Source organism: Nocardioides sp. WG-D5 (assembly GCF_054031175.1).
On the sequence record NZ_CM132928.1, the window covers coordinates 1,261,679 to 1,281,824 of the forward strand.

Annotated in this window: 24 protein-coding genes; 8 read left to right on the plus strand and 16 right to left on the minus strand. The window is 69.9% G+C overall.

All coding sequences use genetic code 11. The features are described 5' to 3' along the window. Positions 1-43 precede the first annotated feature (43 nt). Together ACWZJV_RS06190 and ACWZJV_RS06195 are read left to right on the plus strand one after the other, a co-directional pair. Entirely contained in the window at positions 44-877 is an 834-nt protein-coding gene (locus ACWZJV_RS06190) for a septum formation family protein (protein WP_008363776.1), read from the plus strand. A gap of 2 nt (positions 878-879) precedes the next feature. After that, the gene (locus ACWZJV_RS06195) at positions 880-1,695 is read left to right on the plus strand and encodes a septum formation family protein (RefSeq protein WP_008363775.1); all 816 of its coding nucleotides are present in this window, start codon (positions 880-882) and stop codon (positions 1,693-1,695) included. Positions 1,696-1,905: 210 nt separating this feature from the next. Here the strand turns inward: ACWZJV_RS06195 and era are convergent, their stop codons facing one another. Together era and ACWZJV_RS06205 are read right to left on the minus strand one after the other, a co-directional pair. Next, positions 1,906-2,853, minus strand: coding sequence for a GTPase Era (gene era / locus ACWZJV_RS06200; protein ID WP_008363774.1), 948 nt, complete (start codon positions 2,851-2,853; stop codon positions 1,906-1,908). Next, complete coding sequence (locus ACWZJV_RS06205) at positions 2,850-3,629, minus strand: siderophore-interacting protein (RefSeq protein WP_457180615.1); 780 nt, start codon at positions 3,627-3,629, stop codon at positions 2,850-2,852. Before ACWZJV_RS06205 ends, era begins: the two co-directional genes overlap by 4 nt. 126 nt (positions 3,630-3,755) lie before the next feature. Between ACWZJV_RS06205 and ACWZJV_RS06210 the strand changes: the two genes are divergently transcribed. After that, positions 3,756-4,292 (plus strand): pyridoxamine 5'-phosphate oxidase family protein, encoded by a 537-nt coding sequence (locus ACWZJV_RS06210; RefSeq protein WP_196873336.1) that lies wholly within the window; start codon positions 3,756-3,758, stop codon positions 4,290-4,292. Position 4,293: 1 nt separating this feature from the next. Then, positions 4,294-4,635: a VOC family protein gene (locus ACWZJV_RS06215; RefSeq protein ID WP_457180616.1), complete on the plus strand. Its 342-nt coding sequence runs from the start codon at positions 4,294-4,296 to the stop codon at positions 4,633-4,635. Positions 4,636-4,690: 55 nt separating this feature from the next. Here ACWZJV_RS06215 and ACWZJV_RS06220 read toward each other — a convergent pair whose 3' ends face one another. Beyond that, positions 4,691-5,992, minus strand: coding sequence for a class I SAM-dependent methyltransferase (locus ACWZJV_RS06220; RefSeq protein WP_457180617.1), 1,302 nt, complete (start codon positions 5,990-5,992; stop codon positions 4,691-4,693). After that, entirely contained in the window at positions 5,989-7,380 is a 1,392-nt protein-coding gene (locus tag ACWZJV_RS06225; protein WP_457180618.1) for an FAD-binding oxidoreductase, read from the minus strand. The genes ACWZJV_RS06220 and ACWZJV_RS06225 overlap by 4 nt, the downstream gene beginning before the upstream one ends. 147 nt (positions 7,381-7,527) lie before the next feature. Here ACWZJV_RS06225 and ACWZJV_RS06230 point away from each other — a divergent pair, with 147 nt between their 5' ends. Further along, on the plus strand, positions 7,528-7,791 hold the full coding sequence (locus ACWZJV_RS06230) for a hypothetical protein (RefSeq protein WP_457180619.1): 264 nt from the start codon (positions 7,528-7,530) through the stop codon (positions 7,789-7,791). 3 nt (positions 7,792-7,794) lie between these two features. On the opposite strand, the gene ACWZJV_RS06235 is transcribed toward ACWZJV_RS06230, so the two are convergent. Further along, positions 7,795-8,652, minus strand: coding sequence for an SGNH/GDSL hydrolase family protein (locus ACWZJV_RS06235; protein ID WP_457180620.1), 858 nt, complete (start codon positions 8,650-8,652; stop codon positions 7,795-7,797). Between the two features lie 161 nt (positions 8,653-8,813). Here ACWZJV_RS06235 and ACWZJV_RS06240 point away from each other — a divergent pair, with 161 nt between their 5' ends. Further along, complete coding sequence (locus tag ACWZJV_RS06240) at positions 8,814-10,055, plus strand: PucR family transcriptional regulator (protein ID WP_457180621.1); 1,242 nt, start codon at positions 8,814-8,816, stop codon at positions 10,053-10,055. Here the strand turns inward: ACWZJV_RS06240 and ACWZJV_RS06245 are convergent. The 9 genes from ACWZJV_RS06245 to hrcA all read right to left on the minus strand — a co-directional run bounded on the left by ACWZJV_RS06245 (position 10,050) and on the right by hrcA (position 18,019). Then, complete coding sequence (locus ACWZJV_RS06245; protein ID WP_457180622.1) at positions 10,050-10,400, minus strand: cytidine deaminase; 351 nt, start codon at positions 10,398-10,400, stop codon at positions 10,050-10,052. The genes ACWZJV_RS06240 and ACWZJV_RS06245 overlap by 6 nt on opposite strands. Continuing rightward, positions 10,393-11,787: a hemolysin family protein gene (locus tag ACWZJV_RS06250; protein WP_196873329.1), complete on the minus strand. Its 1,395-nt coding sequence runs from the start codon at positions 11,785-11,787 to the stop codon at positions 10,393-10,395. The genes ACWZJV_RS06245 and ACWZJV_RS06250 overlap by 8 nt, the downstream gene beginning before the upstream one ends. Positions 11,788-11,805: 18 nt before the next feature. Next, positions 11,806-12,270, minus strand: a complete 465-nt coding sequence (gene ybeY, locus ACWZJV_RS06255) for an rRNA maturation RNase YbeY (RefSeq protein ID WP_008363762.1) — start codon at positions 12,268-12,270, stop codon at positions 11,806-11,808. Continuing rightward, complete coding sequence (locus ACWZJV_RS06260) at positions 12,267-13,208, minus strand: PhoH family protein (protein ID WP_231380797.1); 942 nt, start codon at positions 13,206-13,208, stop codon at positions 12,267-12,269. Before ACWZJV_RS06260 ends, ybeY begins: the two co-directional genes overlap by 4 nt. 201 nt (positions 13,209-13,409) lie before the next feature. Continuing rightward, entirely contained in the window at positions 13,410-14,462 is a 1,053-nt protein-coding gene (locus ACWZJV_RS06265; RefSeq protein ID WP_457180623.1) for a winged helix DNA-binding domain-containing protein, read from the minus strand. A gap of 15 nt (positions 14,463-14,477) precedes the next feature. Beyond that, positions 14,478-14,936: a Gmad2 immunoglobulin-like domain-containing protein gene (locus ACWZJV_RS06270; RefSeq protein WP_457180624.1), complete on the minus strand. Its 459-nt coding sequence runs from the start codon at positions 14,934-14,936 to the stop codon at positions 14,478-14,480. A gap of 59 nt (positions 14,937-14,995) precedes the next feature. Next, positions 14,996-15,739 (minus strand): 16S rRNA (uracil(1498)-N(3))-methyltransferase, encoded by a 744-nt coding sequence (locus ACWZJV_RS06275; protein WP_008363755.1) that lies wholly within the window; start codon positions 15,737-15,739, stop codon positions 14,996-14,998. A gap of 17 nt (positions 15,740-15,756) precedes the next feature. After that, positions 15,757-16,938: a molecular chaperone DnaJ gene (gene dnaJ / locus ACWZJV_RS06280; RefSeq protein WP_307785738.1), complete on the minus strand. Its 1,182-nt coding sequence runs from the start codon at positions 16,936-16,938 to the stop codon at positions 15,757-15,759. Between the two features lie 46 nt (positions 16,939-16,984). Further along, positions 16,985-18,019, minus strand: coding sequence for a heat-inducible transcriptional repressor HrcA (gene hrcA / locus ACWZJV_RS06285; RefSeq protein ID WP_008363751.1), 1,035 nt, complete (start codon positions 18,017-18,019; stop codon positions 16,985-16,987). A gap of 197 nt (positions 18,020-18,216) precedes the next feature. On the opposite strand from hrcA, the gene ACWZJV_RS06290 reads away from it, so the two are divergent. Together ACWZJV_RS06290 and ACWZJV_RS06295 are read left to right on the plus strand one after the other, a co-directional pair. After that, positions 18,217-18,489 (plus strand): hypothetical protein, encoded by a 273-nt coding sequence (locus ACWZJV_RS06290; protein ID WP_457180625.1) that lies wholly within the window; start codon positions 18,217-18,219, stop codon positions 18,487-18,489. Between the two features lie 19 nt (positions 18,490-18,508). Further along, the gene (locus ACWZJV_RS06295; RefSeq protein WP_457180626.1) at positions 18,509-19,357 is read left to right on the plus strand and encodes a DUF3097 domain-containing protein; all 849 of its coding nucleotides are present in this window, start codon (positions 18,509-18,511) and stop codon (positions 19,355-19,357) included. Between the two features lie 7 nt (positions 19,358-19,364). Here ACWZJV_RS06295 and ACWZJV_RS06300 read toward each other — a convergent pair whose 3' ends face one another. Then, the gene (locus ACWZJV_RS06300; RefSeq protein ID WP_008363748.1) at positions 19,365-19,847 is read right to left on the minus strand and encodes a hypothetical protein; all 483 of its coding nucleotides are present in this window, start codon (positions 19,845-19,847) and stop codon (positions 19,365-19,367) included. A 67-nt stretch (positions 19,848-19,914) separates the two neighbouring features. Beyond that, on the minus strand, positions 19,915-20,109 hold the full coding sequence (locus ACWZJV_RS06305; RefSeq protein ID WP_040757357.1) for a PspC domain-containing protein: 195 nt from the start codon (positions 20,107-20,109) through the stop codon (positions 19,915-19,917). Between the last annotated feature and the right edge of the window lie 37 nt (positions 20,110-20,146).

Sequence of the window (20,146 nt, forward strand, 5' to 3'; positions counted from 1 at the left end):
GTCCTTTCGGCCCGCTCAGGATTCGCCAGTAGAGTCGATCCCCGTGATCGGCCATACCCCTGGACGTACGACCTCCTTGTCCTTCGTGATCGTGGTGCTCGCCGCCCTCGCGCTCAGCGGGTGCGGCGGCGATCGGGCGGCCGCCAAGGGCGAGGATCCGAAGCAGGTGGACTCGACCGCGCTGCCCGAGGTCGGCAAGTGCCGCAACCTTTCCCACGAGGACGTCGCCGAGGCCTACAACTTCGACAAGTACGTCGCCTGCGACGAGCCGCACAACGCCGAGACCTTCGGCGCCGGACCGCTCCCGGACGAGTTCAAGGACGCCGAGTACGGCGACGAGAAGGTCAACGAGTGGGCTTTCAGCCAGTGCCGCAAGCTGCTGGAGAAGTACGTCGGCACCAACCAGAGCGTACTGATGCGCTCGATGCTCTCCCACGTCTACTTCGGCCCCTCGGAGAAGGCCTGGGACGAGGGCGCGCGCTGGATCCGCTGCGACGTGGTCGGCGGCGGCCAGCAGGGCGCCGAGTACGTCGACCTGCCGACCACCACCCGCAACCTCCTCAAGGTCAAGAACATCGAGGACATCGAGGACCGCTGGATGGTGTGCGCGCAGGGCAAGACGGTCACCTCCGCGAAGGTGCCCTGCTCCGAGCCTCACCAGATGCGTGCGGTCACGACCATCAAGCTGGGCGAGGACAAGACCAAGTTCCTCGGCGTGGCGGGGTCCAAGAAGAAGGCCGCGCAGTACTGCAAGGGCTCGGTCCAGGCCTGGTTGGGTTACCCGGAAAGCTTCGACTACGGGTACACATGGTTCGGAGAGAAGGAGTGGAACGCCGGCAACCGCTGGGCGGTCTGCTGGGCGGTGACCGAGGAGTGAGCATGCGACACAAGCTTTGGGGGGCTCTCGTCGTCGTCGGAGCCATGGCTCTGGCCGGATGTGGCGGAGGCGAGCCGGAGGCCGCGCCATCGGCATCGTCGGCCCCGCCGTCCCCCTCGGCCTCGGCTGCGCCGTCCCCCAAGGAGGGCGCCTGCTACAACCTCACCTACGAGGAGGCGCTGGCTCCGACCGCCGGTGGCACCGCGGTCTCCTGCAAGGGCAAGCACACCACCCAGACCTACGCCGTGGGCCGGCTGAGGAACGTCGTCGACGGCCACCTGGTCGCGGTCGACTCCGAGCAGGTCGCGGCCCAGGTCGCGGAGGCGTGCCCCAACAAGGTCACCAAGTATCTCGGTGGCGACGCCGACGACCTGCGCCTCTCGATGCTGCGCCCGGTCTGGTTCACGCCGACGATCAAGGAGTCCGAGGCGGGGGCCAACTGGTTCCGCTGCGACGTCATCGGCATCGCCGGCCCGAAGGCCCTGATGACCCTCAAGGGCAACATGAAGGGCGTCCTGGGTGACTCCGACACCGCCGAGCCGTTCCGGATGTGCGGCACGGCCTCGCCGAAGTCCGACTCCTTCAAGCGCGTCCCGTGCTCCCTCAAGCACTCCTGGCGGGCGCTGTCCGTCATCGACCTCGGCTCCGGCAAGTACCCCGGCGAGTCGAAGGTCAACAGCGCCGGCGCCGAGGACTGCAAGGCCGCTGCCGCCGAGGTCGCCGACGACCCGCTCAAGTACGAGTGGTCCTGGGAGTTCCCCAGCGCCGAGCAGTGGCAGGGCGGGCAGACCTACGGGATCTGCTGGGCCCCGGCCTGAGGTCCCGGGGCGGAGCCCCGGGCCGAAGGCCGGATAAGCGCCGACTCGGCGCAAATGCATCGGAGGAGCGAAGCGGGGGAGGTGCCTTTGCGCCGCGTCGGCGCAAGCCCGACGCAAGCCGAAGTGCGCCCGGAAACCGGCGCGCTAGCCAGCGCGAAGCGACAGCCCGGCGACGCCGAGTCGGCTCATCCTGACCTGCTCGGCAGCACTTCAGAAGCCGAGCTTGCGCAGCTGCCGCGGGTCCCGCTGCCAGTCCTTGGCGATCTTGACGTGCAGGTCGAGGTAGACCGGCATCCCGAGCAGCTCCTTGATCTGCAGGCGGGCGCGCTGGCCGACGTCCTTGAGCCGGGAGCCCTTGTGGCCGATCACGATGCCCTTCTGGGAGTCGCGCTCGACGTAGAGGAAGGCGTGGATGTCCATCAGCGGCTTGTTCTCCGGGCGGTCCTCACGCAGGCGCATCTCCTCGACGACGACCGCGATGGAGTGCGGGAGCTCGTCGCGTACGCCCTCGAGGGCTGCCTCGCGGATGAGCTCGGCGACGATGATCTCCTCGGGAGAGTCGGTGAGCTCGCCGTCGGGGTAGAGCGGCGGGCCCTCGGGGAGGAGCTTGATGAGCAGCTCGGCGAGGAGGTCGACCTGGTCGCCGCCGACGCTGGAGACGGGGACGATCTCGGCCCACTCGATCCCCAGGTCCTGCCCCAGCGCCTGGATCGACATCAGGTGCTCGCCGATCTGCTCGGGGGTGGCGAGGTCGGTCTTGGTGGCGACCGCGACCCGCTTGATGCCCTTCTTGAGCTTGTTGGCGTTCTCCGCGATCCGGCGGTCACCGGGGCCGATCTTCTCGTTGCACGGGAAGCAGATCGCGACCACGTCGACCTCGGTCCAGGTGGCCTCGACCAGGTCGTTGAGCCGCTCGCCGAGCAGCGTACGCGGCCGGTGGATGCCGGGGGTGTCGACCAGGATCAGCTGGCCGTCGGGGCGGTGGACGATGCCCTTGACCACGGTGCGCGTCGTCTGCGGCTTGTCGGAGGTGATCGCCACCTTCGTGCCCACCAGCGCGTTGGTCAGGGTCGACTTGCCCGCGTTGGGACGTCCGACGAACGACACGAAGCCGCTCCGAAATTCTGGTGCTGGCGGCGCCGGGCTCGGCTCGGTCACTGTTGCTCCTGTTGCTCGTCGTATCGCTGCCAGATCTGCTCGTCGGTGAGCCCCTGGGCCTTGCCCTCGCGCCACACCGGTCCGGGATCGACCGCGCGTGGTTGCCGCTTCTGGCCGCCTCCGCGCCAGTAGCCCATCACGTCGTAGGCGTGGGAGTCGAGCTTTCGCTCGCGCATCAGATGCTTGCGGATCGCCCGCATCTGGCTCGACTCACCGGCCATCCAGAAGTAGCCGTCGCCGGCGGGCCACTCGATCTTCTCCACGGCCGCGGCCAGGTCGGAGGAGGTCTCCGAGGGCGGCGCCGACCAGGTGACCTCGGCCGAGTCGGGGAGGTAACCGGGCAGGTCGTCGGGCACCTCGGCCCAGATCCGCGTCGGCAGGTCGGTGGTCTCGGCGATCCGCGCCATCGCCGGCATCGCGGTCAGGTCGCCGACCAGCAGCAGCCACTCGGCCCCGTCGGGCACGGCGTAGGAGCCCTTGGGCTCGGTGATCGTGACCGTCTGTCCCACCGGGTCGAGACGGGTGGCCCACTCGGTCACCAGGCCGACGTCGTGGACGACGACGTCGAGGGTCAGCTCGCCGTCCCGCCAGGACCGCACGGTGTAGTAGCGCGACTGGAACTGTCCCGGCACGATCAGCCCGACCCACTCGTCCGGGATCCCGGTCGACTCGAACCCGGCCAGCCCGGGACCGCCGAGCACCAGGCGTACGAGGTGGGGCGTGATCTGCTCGCGCCGCAGCACCTCCGCGGCGTACTGCTGGGCCTTGACACTCATCAGCTCAAGGTTATCCGCGCCGGGCTCCCCCGCCCGCATCATCGCCCCGATCGGCCCGTTGTCGATGTGGGCGTGACTCGTTCGTGGAACAGGTGAATAGTCCTGTCCAGTCGAAGGAGACAGCTCATGGAGACCTACAACCTCGCCGAGATGTACGACGCCCCGCCGATGTCCTGGGCGGAGGTGACGACGCGGCTGGAGGCCGGGTTCGACCAGGGCCCCGGGTCGCAGGAGGGCGAGCCCGGGCGCTACACGACCTGGGCCAGCACGATCAACGCCGACGGCGGCCCGCACGTGAACGCGGTCGGCGCGATCTGGTTCGACGGTTCCTTCCACCTCGTCACCGGCCCGCGGACGCGCCGCGGCCGCAACCTGGCGCGCGATCCCCGCTGCGCCATCTCGCTCTCGGTGCGCGAGTTCGACCTGGTGGTCGAGGGCCGTGCCACCCGGGTGCTGGGCGAGGAGCTCGCCCGCGTGGCGAGGCGCTACCACGACCACGAGGGCTGGCCGGCCGAGGTCGACGAGTCCGGGGACGCGCTGACCGCGCCCTTCAACGCACAGAGCGCCGGCCCCGCGCCGTGGCACGTGCACCGGCTCGAGGCCACCTCGGCGCACGCGGTCCAGTGCGTCGAGCCGTACGGCGCGACCCGGTGGAGGTTCTGACATGGTCGACCTCTTCGCGGGCCTCCCGGTGACGAGCCTCGCCGCCGCCGTGCCCTGGTACGAGAAGCTGCTCGGCGAGGTCGCGTTCCACCCGAACGAGGTCGAGGCCGTCTTCGAGGCGGCCGAGCACCGCTACGTCTACGTCGAGCAGAAGCCGGAGATCGCCGGCCACGGGTTCGTCACCCTGTTCGTCGACGACCTCGACGCCCGGCTTGCCGCGATCGCGGACCGGGGGCTGCGGCCGGAGTCGGAGGAGACGTACGAGAACGGGGTGCGCAAGACCGTCTTCCGCGACCCCGACGGCAACGAGATCGGCATCGGCGGCGGACCCGCCGGCGGGTGAGGAGATCACCGCGTGGGTGAAGGTGGCACGCCACCTTCACCCACGCGTGTCTTCCTCAGAAGGTGTGCCGCAGCGGGTAGCCCGAGACCCCGTCGACGGTCTTGGTGGCGAGCACGTGGTGGAGCTGGATGTTGTTGCGCTCGAAGCCGATCCGGGAACCGGCCATGTAGATCCCCCAGACCTTCGCGGTGCCGAGGCCGACCTCGTCGACGCAGGCGTCCCAGTTGTCGCGGAGGTTGTCGTTCCACGCGGTGAGCGTCTTGGCGTAGTGGACCCGGATGTTCTCGTGGTGCTGCACCTCGAGGCCGGTGTTCTCGATCGCGGAGACGATCGTCCCCGAGCCGATGAGCTCGCCGTCGGGGAAGATGTAGCGGTCGATGAAGGCCCCGGTCGCCCGCGAGGCGTTGTCGGGTCGCGTGATGCAGTGGTTGAGCAGCCGGCCCCCGTCACGCAGCTTGCCCTTGATGGCCCCGAAGTACGACGGGTAGTTGGCCACGCCGATGTGCTCGGTGAGCCCGATGGAGCTGACCGCGTCGAAGTCCCCCTCGACCACGTCGCGGTAGTCGGAGAAGCGCACCTCGGCGACGTCGTCGAGACGATCGGCCTTGATCGCCTGCTGGGCCCAGTTGGCCTGCTCGCGCGACAGGGTCACGCCGAGCGCCTTCACCCCGAAGTGCTTGGCCGCGTGGCGCACCATCCCGCCCCAGCCGCAGCCGATGTCGAGCAGCCGCATCCCGGGCTCGAGGCCGAGCTTGCGGCAGATCAGGTCGTACTTGGCCGCCTGCGCCTCCTCGAGGGTGGCGTCGTCGGTCGGGTAGAGAGCACAGGTGTAGGTCATCGACGGACCCAGGACGTACTCGTAGAAGGTGTTGGAGACGTCGTAGTGGTGGTGGATCGCGTCGGCGTCGCGCTCGGGCGAGTGCCGCGTCCACGGCAGCGCGCTGAGCGCGCGACCGGAGAGGTGGCGTACGTTCTCGGCCCGCTGCCGCCACGCCGGCAGGTGCTCCTGCGGCGGTGGCTTCGGCGGGACGAAGTTCGTGACCCCGAGGGCGCGGACGAGCTCGATCGTCTCGCGAGCACTCGGCCGCTTGAAGTCGGTCTTGTCCAGGATCAGGTCCAGGAGCGGGTAGGGGTCGCCCGGATGGATGCCGTGGAGAGCCATGTCGCCGCTGACGTAGGCGCGGGCCAGACCGAGGTCGCCCGGCGCGGTCAGCAGGAACGCGAGCCCGCGCGGGTTGAGGATCTCCATGCCGAACTCGGAGTCCCTGTCGCCGGCCACGCTGCCGTCGTACGCGGTGAGCTTGATCGGCAGCCCACCGTCGAAGAGTTCGTTGATGGTCTCTGCAATATGGTTCACAGTCTCTTCACCGCCTTGCTGTACAGATCGGTCAACCGGTTGCCGGGGTCGTACCTCGCCTTCACGGCCGCGAGGTTGTCCCCGTCGTAGAGAGCGTCGAAGACATCCTTGTCGTAGAACGCCTCGGAGTAGAGCGATTTATGCCCGCCGAGCTCGTGCACCTGCGTCTCGATCGCGCGGTTCTTGGGGGCGTTGACGGCGCTGGGGCCGACATGGACCGTGCCCCAGAAACCGACGTTGACGTACGTCCGGCCCGCCTCGAGCGGGTAGGTCGGCCATTTCCCGCCCGTGCTCGTCCCCGTGGAGACCAACGGGCACAGCCACACCGGCCGCATCCCGATCTCGGCGTCGAACCACTCCAGGAAGGCGGGCAGGTTCTCGACCGGCACCTCGATGTCCTGGATCACCCGCTCCCGCAGCAGCCGCCCGGCGCGCGCGTCGAGCTTGTCGGCGATGCCGAACTTCCGGTCCAGGCCGACCAGCTTCATGTAGACGTCCGAGCGGCGCAGCCGGCGGGGCCACACCCGGCGCAGGTACTTGTTCTGCGCGCCGAAGGCCCCCGAGCACCAGAACCAGTCGGTGTCCCAGCGCCACAGGTAGTCATAGGTGGTCAGGAGGTCGGTGTCTCGCTGCTGGATCGACCGGTAGTAGATCTGCTGGCCGCCGTAGTCGCTCGGGGTCTGCGTCGCCCGCTCGGTCCAGGTCGCGAGGGTCAGGTAGTACTCCCCCGGCTCGAAGGCGACACCGTCGAGCCCGTCGACCCGCTCTCCCTCGTACGTCCTGGTCTCGGTGATCTGCGCGATCGTCTTCGTCAGCAGGCCGAGGTCGTCGAAGCGTAGGTGCCTCAGGGCGACGTACCCCGGCACCTTCTCCAGCTTGATCTTGAGCCGGGTGGCGTAGCCGAGGGAGCCGTAGGAGTTGGGGAAGGTGTCGAAGAGGTCGCTGTGCTCGTTTCCCGGGCTCGGCCGGGCCGTGACGATCTCGCCCGAGCCGGTGAGGATGTCCATCTCCAGCACCGACTCGTGGGGCATCCCGTTGCGGAAGCTCGTGGCCTCGATGCCCATGCCCGTCACCGCGCCGCCCAGCGTGATCGTGCGCAGCTGCGGGACCACGTAGGGGATCATCCCGTGCGCCAGGGTCGCGTCGACGAGGTCCTCGTAGGTGCACATGCCCTGTACGTCGGCCGTGCCCGCCTCGGCGTCGACCTCGATCACACCACCCAGTCCGGAGACGTCGAGACCCGGGGCGCTGGTCGCGGCCCGGGCCCGGAAGAGGTTGGTGGTGCGCTTGGCGAGCCTGACGGGAGCCCCGTCGGGGATCTTCGCGTAGGAGGTCGTCAGCCGCTCGACGGCTTCGTTGTGTCGTTGCCAACCAGTCTCACCCGTCACTCGATCCACTTTACGCTCGCGATCGATCTCCGGTTTCGATTTTTTGGTTAGTTCGCTTACAGTCGCAAGCCCCGACTGCTCCCGTCGACTCCCCCCATATCGCGCACCCTGGAGGGTCCCATGTCCAGTGCTGCCCACCGTGACGCTGTGGCAACGCTCGCCGAGAAGGCAACCCCCTACTTCACCGAGAACCAGGTCAAGTGGCGCAACAAGTCCGTGTCCCAGGCACGGCTCGCGCTGGCGATCGACCAGATCGTGGTGCACATGCGCGAGAAGGGCGTCGACATGGCCACCATGAACGGCCTGACCGCCTACCGCGACGAGGACGGGATCCACGTCACGATCGAGCTCGGCACCCTCCCGCTCCTCGCCGAGACCGGCGGAGCGGGCGGGCACCGAGCCGCTCGCTAGGACCTACGGGGCGATCGCCGAGGCGACGACGGCTCCGGCGGCGTCCATGCCGCTCTGGTTGGGGTGGTACGGAGCGGCGGCGCTGGTCGGGATGAGACCCTCGACCCACTTGCTCGCGTAGGGGGCGCAGACGCCGTGGCCCGTGCTCGGCGTGGCGATGTCGATGTAGGTCGCTCCGCTCTCCGTCGCGGCCCGCCTGATCATCGCGTTGGTCCGGTCGAAGACGGACTGCAGCCACTGGGCGTCGACGGTCCAGATCGGGTCGGTCGGGTAGCAGCCGGTCGCGTCCCAGTAGCGCAGGTAGCCGACCAGGTGGACCGTGGCACCGGGCGCCCGCGTGTGGATCCGGTTGACTGCGTCGACGATCTTCGGCTGAACGGCCGCGAGCTGGGCGTCGGTGGTGTCACCGCCCGCCGTCATCCACGACTTGCACGAGACTCCGAGGGGCTCGGGCAACGGCTGGGTGCAGCCGATCACGGTGCCGCCCATGTTGATGTCGTTGGCGCCGATCGCCAACGTGACGATGTCGGTGTCGGCGGTGACCGCGTCGAGCTGCGGGGCGATGTAGCCGAACCGGCGCCCGGTCAGGTCGGCGGTGGTCGCGCCCGAGCAGGTCACGTCGGTCAGCTGCGCACCGATCGCCCGCGCGGCGACGGCCGGCCAGTTCGTGGTCGAGCGCAGGCAGTCCAGGCTGTTCTGGGTGCCCACGAGCGGACCCGCTGCCGAGGAGTCACCGAGGGCGACCATCTTCACCGAGCCGGCCGCCGAGGCCGGCCCCGCTCCACCCGGCCCGATGACCAGGGCGACCGCCGCCGCTCCCGCTCCCAGCAGGGCCGCACCACGTCGTACGTACCGTCTCATCTCTTCCTCCCAGATCGTCGTCGCGGCCGAAGAGCCGTCCCCACGATGCTGGGGCACCACGCCGGTGCTCGGAGATGGGAGCGGAGCCAGAGTTTCCCGGCGTCGGCTGTGACGAATCACAGCGCAGGGTGGGGACGCCCGGCATCTGCCACGATGGCCTTGTGACAGGTTCCAGCAGCTGGCTCATCGGCGGCCACGAGGTCACCCAGATCCTCTCGACCCGGATCCCGGAGCTCACCGACGAGGTGCTCGGCGTCCTCCGGGCGGAGCTGCCCGTCTACGCCCGCCTGCCGACGGAGCTGCTCCAGGGAGACGTACGCCGGGTCGTCGTCCGCGCCCTCCGGCTCTTCGTGACGGCGCTCGACACCGACGGACGGCCGGACGACGCGGCGCTGGCGGACCTGGCCGAGTCGGCCGCACGCCGTGCCGAGGAGGGCGTGCCGTTCGAGATGGTGGTCGCCGCCTACCACCGCGGAGTGCGGGTCTGCGCGGACACGGCGCTCGCCGGTGCGCGACCCGAGGACGTGGAGACGGTGCACGCCGTCCTGCGCATCGCGATGGGCTTCCTCGAGCACATCGCGGTCGCGGTGGCGGCCGGGTACGCCCAGCACACCAGGACCGCGCTGGCCGAGCAGGCGGCCTCGCGAACGCTCCTGGTCAACACCCTGGTGGAGGGTGGCGACATCCACGAGGCGGCCGGCCGTGCCGGGATGACGCTGCCCGCCTCCTACCTGGTCGCCACGCTGGCGGCCGGCGCCCACCCCGACGAGTCGGACCCGGGCATCGACCCGCTCGTGGCCGCGCGCTGGAAGCTGCGGCGCATCCACGAGGAGCTGAGCAGGCACTACCGCGAGACGGTGCTCTGGATCCCGGCCACCGACGGCGGCCAGGCGCTGATCCCGATCGCGACGGCCCCCGGGGAGAGCTCGTCGGCGGACATCGTGCGCCTGGAACGGATCCTGGGCGACGTACGCCGGGCCGCCGGGGCCGACATCCACGTCGGTGTCGCCGTCGCGACACCGTCCGAGGTCCCGGAGGCGGCACGGCTCTCCCGCGAGGTCCTCGAGGTCGCGCTGCGGCTGGGCAGGCCGCCCGGGCTCTACCGGCTGGTCGACGTGGTGCTCGAGCACCAGCTGTCACGGGCCGGCGCCGGCCGGGACCTGCTCGCGACGTTGCTCGACCCGCTCGACGGCCACGACGATCTCGGCGAGACCCTGCAGGTCTTCCTCGCGAGCGGGCTCAACCGCCGCCGGACCGCCTCGACGCTGCACGTCCATCCCAACACGGTCGACAACCGGATCCGCCGGGTGACCGAGCTGACCGGCCTGGACGCGACCCGCGCCGAGGACCTGCCGCTGCTGCACGCGGCCCTCACCGCGCGCCGCACCGGCTCGGGCCTATGACCGCGCAGAGGTGACCAGCGTGCCGCGCGGGTCGCCGAGGAGGACCGGGACGTCCTCACCGGCGAACTCCTTCACGGCCGCCAGGTCGTTCGCCGCGGGCGCATCGGCCTCGCCGAGCACGACGACGGCCTCGAGGCCCTTGGAGCCGGAGGCCACCGCCATCGCCACGCAGACGCCGACCGCGGAGACCTGGAGCGATGGCAGGTCCACGGTGGCGGCCGCGTAGGTGCGGCCGTCGAGGTCGCGTACGGCTGCTCCTTCGGCCGCACCGGTGCGGGCGCGCGTCGCGCGGGCCAGGGTCACCAGCTTGCGGTCCTCCGCCGACAGCTCACTCTGCTCAGGCATGGGCCTCTTTCGTCCTGTCCGTCTTCACCCGGTCCGACCTGGATCGGTCCGCCTTGGACCGCTCCGGCTTCGTCCGGTCCGTCTTCTCGCTGTGCTCGTCCTCGTCGTCGGCCTCGGGCTCGTCCGGGACGACGGCGCTGATGCGTACGGTACCGATCCGGTTGCGCCGGCCCGCAGCCTCCTCGGCCACGAAGCAGAGTCCGTGCGCCTCGACCTCGGAGCCGGGGATCGGCACCAGGCCGAGGTGCTTGGCCATCAGGCCGCGTACGGAGTCGACGTCGTCCTCCTCGACGGGGAACCCGATCAGCTCCTCGAGGTCGCTGACCAGGAAGCGGGAGGGCACCCGCCAGGAGCCGTCGCCGAGGTGGAGGGGCTCGCGGTCCTCGACGTCGTACTCGTCGGTGATCTCGCCGACGATCTCCTCGAGGATGTCCTCGATGGTGATCAGGCCGGCGGTGCCGCCGTACTCGTCGACGACGACCGCGATGTGCTGCCGGTGCTGCTGCATCTCGGCGAGCAGCTCGTCGACCGGCTTGGAGTCGGGCACCCAGGTCGGCTGCCGCATCAGCGACTCGACCCGCTGAGTCGTCTCGACCTCGGGCGCCTCGAAGTCCCGGGCGACGACGTCCTTGAGATAGACCATCCCGATGATGTCGTCGAGGCTCTCGTCGATCACCGGCATCCGGGAGTAGCCCGAGCGCAGGAACAGTGACAGCGCCTGGCGCAGGGTCTTGCGGCGCTCCAGGAAGACGATGTCGCCGCGGGGCACCATCACCTCGCGGGCACGGGTGTCGCCGAGCTCGAAGACCGAGTGGATCATCCGGCGCTCGTCGGCCTCGATCAGGTCGCTGGCCTCGGCGATGTCGACCAGCTCGCGCAGCTCGGTCTCCGTCGAGAACGGCCCCTTGCGGAAGCCCTTGCCGGGGGTGAGGGCGTTACCGAGCATGATCAGCAGGCTCGGGATCGGGCCCAGGACGGTGGCGATCACGCCGATCGGGCCGGCGACCGCCAGCGCGATGCCCTCGTGGTGCTGGCGCCCCAGCGTGCGCGGCCCGACGCCGATGACGACGAAGGAGACCACGGTCATCGCCGCGGTCGTGGTGAGCACCGTCGGCCACCAGCGGCCCTGGTAGAGGTCGTAGGCCCACAGCGCGGCCAGCACCGTGGCCCCGATCTCGCACAGCAGCCGCAGCAGCAGCACGGTGTTGAGGTAGCGGGCGGGGTCACCGACCACCGCGACCAGGCGCTTGGCGCCGGCGCGGCCCTCGGAGACGAGCTCCGCGGCACGGGCGCGGGAGAAGGCGCTGAGCGCCGCGTCGGCAGCCGAGAAGATGCCGGCGATCAGGACCAGAACTGCGGCTGCGATCAGCAGCCTCGCATCGTCCATGGGTGTTGGTTCGTGCTCCTACTCGGGTGCGGTGGCCGAGGAGCCCCAGGCCTTGAGCAGCTTGGCCTGCAGCCCGAACATCTCGGCGTGCTCGTCGGGGTCCACATGGTCGTAGCCGAGCAGGTGGAGGATGCCGTGGGTGGTCAGCAGCTCGATCTCGGCCACGGTGCCGTGACCGGCCGCCTCGCCCTGCTTGGCCGCGATCGTCGGGGCGATGATGATATCGCCCAGGTCGCCCTCCTCCGGCTCCTCGTCGAGGCGGCCGGGAAGGAGCTCGTCGCCGGGGAACGAGAGCACGTCGGTCGGGCCCTCGGTGTCGAAGTAGCGCTCGTTGAGCTCGGTGATCGTGGCCTCGTCGCCGAACTTGATCCGGAGGTCGGCCTGCGGGTGCACGCGCAGCTGCTCGAGCAGGAAGCGAGCGAGCTTGGCGACGTGCTCGACGTCGATCTCCTGCTCGGACTCGTTGATGATCTCGGTGCTCATCGCTTCTCTCCCGAGGCCCGCGTCTGGCTGCGTACGTCGTGCTCCTCGTAGGCGGCGACGATCTTGGCGACCAGCCGGTGTCGGACGACGTCGTGGCTGGTCAGGTTGTTGAAGCTGATGTCCTTGACGTCCTCGAGGATGCCCTCGACGACCCGCAGACCAGACTTCTGCCCCGAGGGCAGGTCGGTCTGGGTGGCGTCACCGGTGACCACGATCTTGGAGCCGAAGCCGAGCCGGGTCAGGAACATCTTCATCTGCTCGGGCGTGGTGTTCTGCGCCTCGTCGAGGATGATGAAGGAGTCGTTGAGGCTGCGTCCACGGAGGAACGCGAGCGGGGCGACCTCGATGGTGCCCGAGGCCATCAGCTTCGGGATCATCTCCGGGTCCATCATGTCGTGCAGCGCGTCGTAGAGCGGGCGCAGGTAGGGGTCGATCTTCTCGGTCAGGGTGCCGGGCAGGAAGCCGAGCTTCTCGCCGGCCTCGACCGCGGGACGGCTCAGGATGATTCGGTTGACCTGCTTGGACTGCAGTGCCTGGACCGCCTTGGCGACCGCGAGGTAGGTCTTTCCGGTGCCCGCCGGGCCGATGCCGAAGGTGATCGTGTGCTTGTCGATCGCGTCGACGTAGCGCTTCTGGTTGAGCGTCTTGGGGCGGATGCTGCGGCCACGGTTGGAGAGGATGTTGAGGCTCAGCACGTCGGCCGGCTTCTCGGTGGTGTCGGCCCGGAGCATGCTGATCACACGCTCGACGGTCTCGCCGCTCACGCCCTGGCCGGTGCGGATGATCTGGACCAGCTCCTCCAGGACCCGCTCGATCATCGCGATCTCGCTCGGGGCGCCGTGGAGGGTGATCCGGTTGCCGCGTACGTGCACGTCGGCGTCGAAGTGGGCCTCGATGATCCCGAGGTGCTCATCGGCCGGGCCGAGGACGGTCACCATGTCGACGCTGTTCGGAACGACCACGGTGTGCTTGGTCGTAGCGGAGCCCGAGACGACCGGAGCGGTCGTAGCGGTATCGATCGGTTGCGGACTTGGGTGTCGATCGGTCATGGATGCCCGGAGCGGGCCCTTTCTGGTCATGAGGCTGGTGCCTCCATGCTACGCGGGCCGTCCGCCCGACTCCTACTGGATAGTTCCGCGTCAGCTCGCGAGCAGCGACTCGACGCGTACGGTCTCCTCGGCGAGCTCGTCGCGCTCGTCGGGGGTGAGGTCGCGCAGCAGCTTGAGGACCTCCACCTTGCCGTCCACCGGCTTCCACAGGCCGATGAGGTGGCCGCCGGCGATGATGACCGAGCCGCCGCCCCCGAACCCCCACTCCTTCCGGGTCCCCCCGGCGGTGATCCGCTCGCGGTTGGCGTGGGAGAGCCAGACGTTGTCGAACTTCCCCAGCAGTCGCACCGGAGCATGCTCCTCGCCGGTGGCGAGCGGAGCGTCCGGCACGTCGTAGAGGGTCTTGCCGGCCTCGTCGCGGTAGGTCACCAGGCCCTCGATCCGCTTGACCACCGGGCCCAGGCGCGTCAACGAGGACCACGCGGTGATGTCGGCGGCGGTCGCGGGCCCGAAGGCGAGCAGGTAGCGGCGTACGATCCCGGGCGCCAGGTCCGGGACCACGTCGTCCGCGACCACCGGGGGCACACCGGTCCAGCGAGGCAGCAGGTCGTAGACGAGGCCGCCCGAGCCCTTCCACAGGCCCCGCGGCGGCAGCTGGACCAGCGGCAGCTCGTTGCGCGCCCGCAGGCCCAGGGCCTTGGACGGGATGCCCGGGTAGTGCTCGACCAGCCCGGTCTCCAGGGCGGCGTTGGGCAGCGCGCCGAGAGCGAGTACGTCCTCGACCGCCGCCGCGAAGCCCTCCAGCTGCGCCGCCGGACGGACGATCTCGATCCGCTGGGTGTAGAAGTCGTGGACCGGCTGGGTCCAGGCCCGGATCAGCGCGGCGTCGGCGGCGGTGTGCATGTGGATCGTCGAGCGCAGCGTGGAGAGCCGGACGAGCGCGCTCGACTCGAGCTGGGCGCTGACGGTGAAGGGGTCGAACGACTCCAGCCGGGCGGCCAGCGCCAGGAACGGCGGCAGCTGGTCCTGCGCCTGCAGGCCGATCAGGTGCTCGATCATCTCGGCCGGCGTGAGCGAGGCCCGCGACAGCAGGTGCTGGCGGAGCAGGAGGGTCCGGTTGAGCTGCCGTTCGGTGAGGATCACGGTAGCGATGATGTCCTATTCGACGGTGATCCGGGCACCGACTTCCTCCGAAGGCTTCCCCTCGCCGTCGGAGGTGTCGTCGGTGCGGGCGATGAAGAGGTAGGTCCCGGGCTCGAGCTCGGAGACGTCGACCGTCGTGGTCCACGGGTAGAGCTTGTCCATCCAGCCCTCCGCGGTCGCGTGACCCTCGAGCACCGTCTCGCCGGTGGTGTCACGGATCTCCCAGGGCACGTTGGCCTCGGGAGAGTTGGCCTTGCCCGAGGCCTCGAAGCTGCCCGACACCGTCTCGCCCTCGGCCGGGGTCGCGAGCGTGATCAGCCCGGCGGTGCGTGGCAGCGTCGACGGCTGCTCGGACGGCTGGGCCGAGGTCTCCGGATCCTCGGCGACGGCATCCTCCTCGCCGCACCCGGCGGCCAGCACGCCGCAGAGCGCGAGAGCGATGACGAGACCCGCCGGACGAGTACATGTGCTCATGCCTCCATACTCACTCGCCGCCCCCGAAGGACGAACCCACCACGCCGGGCAGCGGGAGGTCAGTCCCAGCGACGGGTGCGGGCCAGCAGGGCGGCGCAGGCCGCGACGCCGGCGGTGGAGGTGCGCAGGACCTCGCCGCCGAGGCGGATGGTGGTGGCGCCGGCCTTCTCGAACAGGGCGATCTCGTCCACCGTCAGGCCGCCCTCGGGGCCGACCACGACGAGGATCGAACCCTCGTCGATGACCGGCACCGCACCCAGCGGGAGGGTGCCCTCCTCGTGGAGGACTACGGCGACGTCGGCCGCCTCGATCATCGCCACGACCGCGTCGGTGGTGGCCAGCGGCTCGACCTCGGGGTGCCACAGCCGGCGGGACTGCTTGGCGGCCTCGCGGGCGGTGGCGCGCCACCGGGCGAGCGACTTGACCGCCCGCTCGCCCTTCCAGACGGCGACCGAGCGGGCCGCGGCCCACGGGACGATGCGGGCGGCGCCGATCTCGGTGACCATCTCGACGGCGAGCTCGCCCCGGTCGCCCTTGGGCAGTGCCTGGACCACCGTCAGCGAGGGCTCGGGCGGTGCGTCGCCGATGATGATCTCGTCGACGCGTACGGTCATCGACTTCTTCGTGGTCTGGGTGATCGTGCCGGTGACGCCCTCGCCGGCGCCGTCGGTGAGCACGACCTCCTCGCCGACCCGGAGGCGGCGTACGACGACTGCGTGATGGCCCTCGTCACCGCTCACCTCGACGGCGTCGCCGACACGGGTGCCGGCGAGGGACTCGACGAGGTGAACGGGAAGGGTCATGACTCAGTATGCCTGTCTCAGTGCCCGTTCAGGGTGTCCTTGAACCAGGAGAAGACGCCGCCCTTGTGGGCCGCCTTCAGCTGGCCCTGGACGGACTCCTCACCGCGCATCTCCGCGAGCTGGCGCAGCAGCGCCTCCTGCTCGAGGTCGAGCTTGGTCGGGGTCTCCACGTTGATGGTCACGATCAGGTCGCCGCGACCGCCCCGGAGGCCGGGCACGCCACGGCCGCGCAGGACGTGGTCGGTGCCGGACTGGGTGCCGGGCTTGAGGTCGATCTGGATCGAGGCGTCCTCGGGGTCGATCTGGTCGGCACCGTCACCGACGAGGTCGGCCTCGAGCGTCGGCAGGTTGAGCGTGGTGCCGAGCGCGGCCGCGGTCATCGGCACCTTCGCGGTGCAGTGCAGGTCGTTGCCACGGCGGGTGAAGGTGGCGTGCTTGGCGACGTGGATCTCGACGTAGAGGTCGCCGGCGGGGCCGCCACCGGGGCCGATCTCGCCCTGCTCGGCGAGCTGCACCCGGGTGCCGTCGTCGACGCCCGGCGGGATCTTGACGGTCAGGGTGCGGTGGGAGCGGACCCGGCCCTCGCCGCTGCAGTCGCGGCACGGGTCGGGGATGACGGTGCCGAAGCCGTTGCACGCCGAGCACGGGCGCAGCGTGCGGATCTCGCCCAGGAAGGAGCGCTGCACGACCGCGACCTCGCCCTGACCGTGGCAGGTCTCGCACGGGACCGGGTGGGAGCCCTCGGCGGCACCCTCGCCGCCGCAGGTGTCGCAGACGACCGCGGTGTCGACCTTCAGGTCGCGGGTGACGCCGAAGGCGGCCTCGGCCAGGTCGATGTCGAGCCGGATGAGGGCGTCCTGCCCGCGGCGTACGCGGGGACGGGGGCCGCGCCCGGCGCCGCCGGTGCCGGCACCGGCACCGCCGAAGAACGCGTCCATGATGTCGGTGAACGAGAAGCCGGCACCCTGCGCACCGAAGCCGCCGCCGAACGGGTCGCCGCCGCGGTCGTACGCAGCCCGCTTCTGCGGGTCGCTCAGCACCTCGTAGGCGTGGGAGATCTCCTTGAACTTCTCCTGCGACTCCGCGTCGGGGTTGACGTCAGGGTGGTACTGGCGCGCCAGCTTCCGGTACGCCTTCTTGATCGTTGCGTCGTCGGCGTCCTTGTCGACACCGAGGAGCTCATAGGGGTCCAACGTAATTCCTGCCATCGAAGTTCGCTGATCTTCCTTGAATCGAGTCTGCTGCTCAAGCCTCGTCGAGGATCCGGGAGAGGTAGCGCGCGACCGCACGCACCGCTGCCATGGATCCGGGGTAGTCCATCCGGGTCGGCCCGACCACGCCGAGCGTGGCCAGCGCCTCGTCGCCAGGTCCGTAGCCGGTCGCGACCACGCTGGTCTGGGAGAGCTCCTGGTAGGGGCCCTCGGCACCGATCCGCACCGTCACCAGCCCGCCCGCGGTCGCCTCGCCCATCAGCTTCAGCAGGACGACGTGCTCCTCGAGGGCCTCCAGCAGCGGGCGTACGGCGGTGTCGAAGCTGTCGCCGAAACGGGCCAGGTTGCTGGTGCCGCCGATGGAGATCCGCTCGTCGGAACGGTGGTCGTTCATCGCCTCGATCAGGGCCTCCGCCACCGCGGACGCGAGCGGGTCCCGCGGGGCGTCGTCGGACTGGCCGGCCGGGTGGGCGATCGTGCGCAGCGCCTCGCCGGCCTCGGCGATGACGACGCCGGCGACCGCCGAGTTGATCTGCGTGCGCAGCGTGGCCAGGGTCTCCTCGGAGACCTCCTCGGTCACCTCGAGCAGCCGCTGCTCGACGCGACCGGTGCTGAGGATGAGGACGAGGAGGAGCCTGGTCGGGGCCAGCGAGACCAGCTCGACGTGGCGGACGGTCGAGCGGCTCAGCGTCGGGTACTGCACCACCGCGACCTGGCGGGTCAGCTGGGAGAGCAGCCGGGTCGAGCGGGTGACGACGTCGTCGAGGTCGACCGCGCCGTCGAGGAATCCGGCGATCGCCCGCTTCTCGGCCGCGGTCATCGGCTTGACCGTGGTCAGCCGGTCGACGAAGAGCCGGTAGCCCTTGTCGGTGGGCACCCGTCCGGCGCTGGTGTGGGGAGCGGTGATGTAGCCCTCCTCCTCCAGCGCGGCCATGTCGTTGCGTACCGTCGCGGGCGAGACGCCGAGGCCGTGACGCTCCACCAGCGCCTTGGAGCCGACCGGCTCCTCGGTCTTCACGTAGTCCTCGACGATCGCCCGGAGGACGGAGAGCCTGCGTTCGTTCTGCATCTGCGCTCCTATCGCCCTGGCTGCCTGGCACTCATTCCGTGCGAGTGCCAATCCTACCGGTTCGTATCACAGGAACCAGTTTCCGGTGGCCGCTCCGTTCTGTGGCACGGATTACTTCTCTCGCTATCGAGATAGCCTTAGGTTAGGCTGACCTTAGAGCCATGGTTTCACCGCTTTCGCCCCCACTGGAGAGTCCTATGATCGCCGACGATCTGCTGGTCCGCATCGCGGCCCACGCCAACGACGAGCACCAGGCCGACCTGTGCCGTTCGCTCTCGGCGCGGCTCGGGCTCCGGCCGCGCCACATCGTGGGCGTACGCCTCTCCCGCCTCACCGCGGAGAGCGTCGACGTCTCCTGGATCACCCTCGACGGCGGCCACCACGTGACCTTCCGGTTCCCGGAGACCGCGGCTACCCCGGACGAGGTTCTCGAGCAGCTCGGGCGCGTGCTGACCGGTTCTCGCTGCTGACTCCACTAACCTTCTCCGGATGAGCGATCGCTACGGCTCCGATGTCCTCGCCGGCGACTGGAAGAAGCCCAAGCACGGGCGCGCCGTCGAGACGCCCGCCGAGCTGGGCGCGGTGGTCGAGGAGGTCGAGACCGACTTCGTCGGCGAGATCGTGCGGATCGACCGCGACCTGCACACGCTGACCCTGGAGGACCGGCACGGGAAGCGGCGTACGTTCCCGCTCGGTCCCGGCTTCTGGCTCGAGGGCAAGCCGGTCATCCTCACTCCCCCGGTGACCCGCGCGGCACCGGCGAAGCCGACCCGCACCGCCTCCGGCTCGGTGGCCGTCTCCGATGCCAAGGCGAGGGTCGCGCGCGAGTCGCGGATCTTCGTCGAGGGGCGGCACGACGCCGAGCTGGTCGAGAAGATCTGGGGCGACGACCTGCGGATCGAGGGCGTCGTCGTCGAATACCTGGGCGGTGTCGACGACCTCGCCGACCACCTGGTCGACTTCCGGCCCAGCCGCGAGCGGCGGGTCGGGGTGCTCGTCGACCACCTGGTCAAAGGCTCGAAGGAGGCCCGGATCGCGGAGTCGATCCGGCGCTCCGCCGTCGGTCAGCACGTGCTGATCGTCGGTCATCCGTTCATCGACGTGTGGCAGGCGGTCAAGCCGGCCCGGCTCGGGCTGGAGGCCTGGCCGAACGTGCCGCGGTCGATCGAGTGGAAGAAGGGCATCTGCCAGCACATGGGCTGGCCCCACCGCGACCAGGCCGACATCGCCCGCGCCTGGAAGCACATCCTCGGCCGCGTGAACTCCTTCGGCGACCTCGAGCCCGAGCTGCTCGGGCGGGTCGAGGAGCTGATCGACTTCGTCACCGAGCCGGTCTGAGGCTGCATCACTCCAGCGCGACGCTCTCCCGGCAGGCGTCGATGAACCGGTCGACCGCTTCCTGGGACGCCTCGATCCGCTCCAGGAAGTCCTTGTGGGGCTCCTGGGGCTTGATGGCCAGCGCTGCCTCGATCGCCTCGTCGGCGAGGGCGATGAGCGTGGGGTCCGGGATGAGGAGCCGCACCCTCATCCTGGCGCCCTGCGCGATCGCGCGGACCTCGTAGGAACGGCGCCGCGCGTGCTCGCGGTCCTCCCGGTCCGCGGCCACCGCGTGATAGCGGTCCATGCGGCTGGTCCGCAGCTCGAGGAGCGCGCTCGCATAGGAGGCGCACGCGTCTACCCGCTCCTGACGCAGCTTCTCGGTCCGGGCGAGGAGCTGCTGCTGGCGGGCGGTGCTTCGCTGGATGACGTACGTGGCGCCGGACCCGAGGAGTGTTCCGAGGATCGCGATCAGGCTCGCTGCAATGACCTGCATGGTGCGCAACGACACCACATTTAACCCACCTCGACGCCGGTTTCTCGCCGAGGTGTCTCGCCGAGGTGGGAGGTGGTGAGGATCAGTAGGACGACTTCTTGGGCATGATGATCCACAGCACGAGGTAGACCACCACCTGCGGTCCGGGAAGCAGGCAGGAGAGGACGAAGGCCAGCCGGATCAGGTTCGAGTTGATGCCGAAACGCTGGCCGAGGCCGCCGCAGACGCCGGCGATCCATTTGTCGTTCTGAGGACGGGAAAGGGTTGTGGTTGCCATGGCTCCACTCTCCCCTGTCGGAGGCTCTTTACCAATC